This is a genomic window from Companilactobacillus hulinensis (assembly GCF_003946555.1).
Taxonomy (GTDB): Bacteria; Bacillota; Bacilli; order Lactobacillales; family Lactobacillaceae; genus Companilactobacillus; species Companilactobacillus hulinensis.
In genome coordinates this window covers 1-1,901 of sequence record NZ_RHOO01000046.1, presented here as the reverse complement: position 1 = coordinate 1,901, position 1,901 = coordinate 1, and the positions used below count along the sequence as shown (strand labels likewise).

The 1,901-nt window shown below is 41.6% G+C and carries 1 protein-coding gene; it reads right to left on the bottom strand.

Going from position 1 to position 1,901, the window contains the following annotated elements:
* Positions 1-82: 82 nt before the first annotated feature.
* Entirely contained in the window at positions 83-1,468 is a 1,386-nt protein-coding gene (gene ltrA / locus EKM66_RS12425) for a group II intron reverse transcriptase/maturase (protein WP_125765025.1), read from the bottom strand.
* Positions 1,469-1,901 lie beyond the last annotated feature (433 nt).

The following is a 1,901-nucleotide window of genomic DNA, read 5'->3' as shown; positions in this document are numbered from 1 at the left end:
CTGCTGATCGAGTAGGAGGTAAATTAATTACCGACCTCTCACACCACCGTACGTACGGATCCGTATACGGCGGTTCATTAATTTAAGCGCTCTGAATAAACTGAAGTTTCTTGGACATATTCATTAGTCCAAGGGACTCCAGCTTTTCATTCTTCAAAGCAATAATCAGTATTTTACCATGCGCAGTGTGCCAATATCCCTTGCGGGTATTGGCACACATTGACGCTTGATTCTTATCGATTCCTAGTTTTAATAGATTCTTATATTTGGTTTGGGGATTTTTCCATTGCTTCCAAATGTATTGTCTGATTCTTGTACGAAGCCACCCATCGAGGTTCTTGATGAATGTCTTCATACTTCCAATTCCATAATAGTTTAGCCACCCATTCATCTTTTGGCTAATTTCTTTGAAGAGTACCTCGAGGCTCCTGCCTCGACTCCTTTTCGTTACTTTCTTGAGTGATTGTTTAACTCTTTTCTTGGCTTGTTGGCTCGGGCGCAAGTATGCCCCCTTAGCCGATGCGCCAAGAGAAAATCCTAGAAATTTTAGTCTGAGAGGAGAACCAACTTTAGTCTTCTTCTGATTAACTGTTACTTTCAGGTCATTCTCAAGAAACTTAGAAATATTACCTAGCACTCTAAATCCTGCACGTCTGCTTTTGACATATATATTACAGTCATCGGCATAGCGAACAAACTTGTGTCCACGTGCAGTTAGTAATTTGTCGAGTTCATTTAGATAGATATTGGCTAGTAATGGAGAGAGGTTGCCACCTTGTGGCGTGCCTTTCTCAGATTTCTGAAAAAGATGTCCGTCCATTACTCCACTAGTTAGAAATTTACGAATCATTCTTAATAGCCATTCATCATCAATATATTGTTTGATGAATTTCATTAATAAATCATGGTTGACAGTATCAAAGTATGACTTCAAATCAAGGTCTATCACAACGTGATAGCCTTGGTTGTAAAGTTCTTTAACACGTTTCATAGCATCATGAGCACTCCGATTTGGTCTGAACCCAAAACTATTGTCTGAAAATACCTTCTCAAATACAGGCGTCATTGCTTGCGCAATTGCCTGTTGTACGAAACGGTCAACGACCGTTGGTACACCCAACTTACGTTTAGTCCCATCAGGTTTGGGTATTTCTACTCTTCTAACAGGACTTGGTCTATATGAAAGGTTCCTCAACGATTCAAGAAACTGAGATTTATTCTCTTTAAGGTAGTTCAAAAGTTCATAGACGGACATCCCGTCTATTCCTTCCGAACCTCTATTTCCATAGACCTTTTTATAAGCCGAATTGAGATTATCTCTATCTAATACTAGTTCTTTGAATGAAATGCCACTCTTAATTGTATTTTCACCAGAAGCTGCACTACGCTCCTCCGATTGTCTTCGGTCTTCTGGACCTATCCTCTTCATCTGGCTAGACACTTGTTCTATTTTCTGCGATTGTCGCACTGCTTCCACCTTCAATCTCAACAAGAGTTATTAATGTTCGGTCCTTCGTCACAAAGCGACTACTATGACCTCGGCTGACTTCTGTATCGTTCAGCCAGGCATCACTGACTGGTTTGTTTGTAGGATACGTTCCGTTTCCTTGCCAAACATACGATACAGATCTCCCCGGGTAAGAACGTTAACTTTCGTACCATGTAGCTGTTGGCTCTACCATACTTGCATCCTGAGTAGTATTGGATTCAGATTGCCCAGCATCCTTATCCAACAAGCATGGCCTTATAACCACTTCTTGTACATCAGCTCGGTACTTTGCTTTAGGCTTCCTTCAGATTTCATCTCACGATGAACACCCTTGCCCTTAGCTAGTGATTCCGACTACTACGGCTCACAGTGGACTTTCACCACCAAGTTAGCGCCCATGCCGGGCGCACTG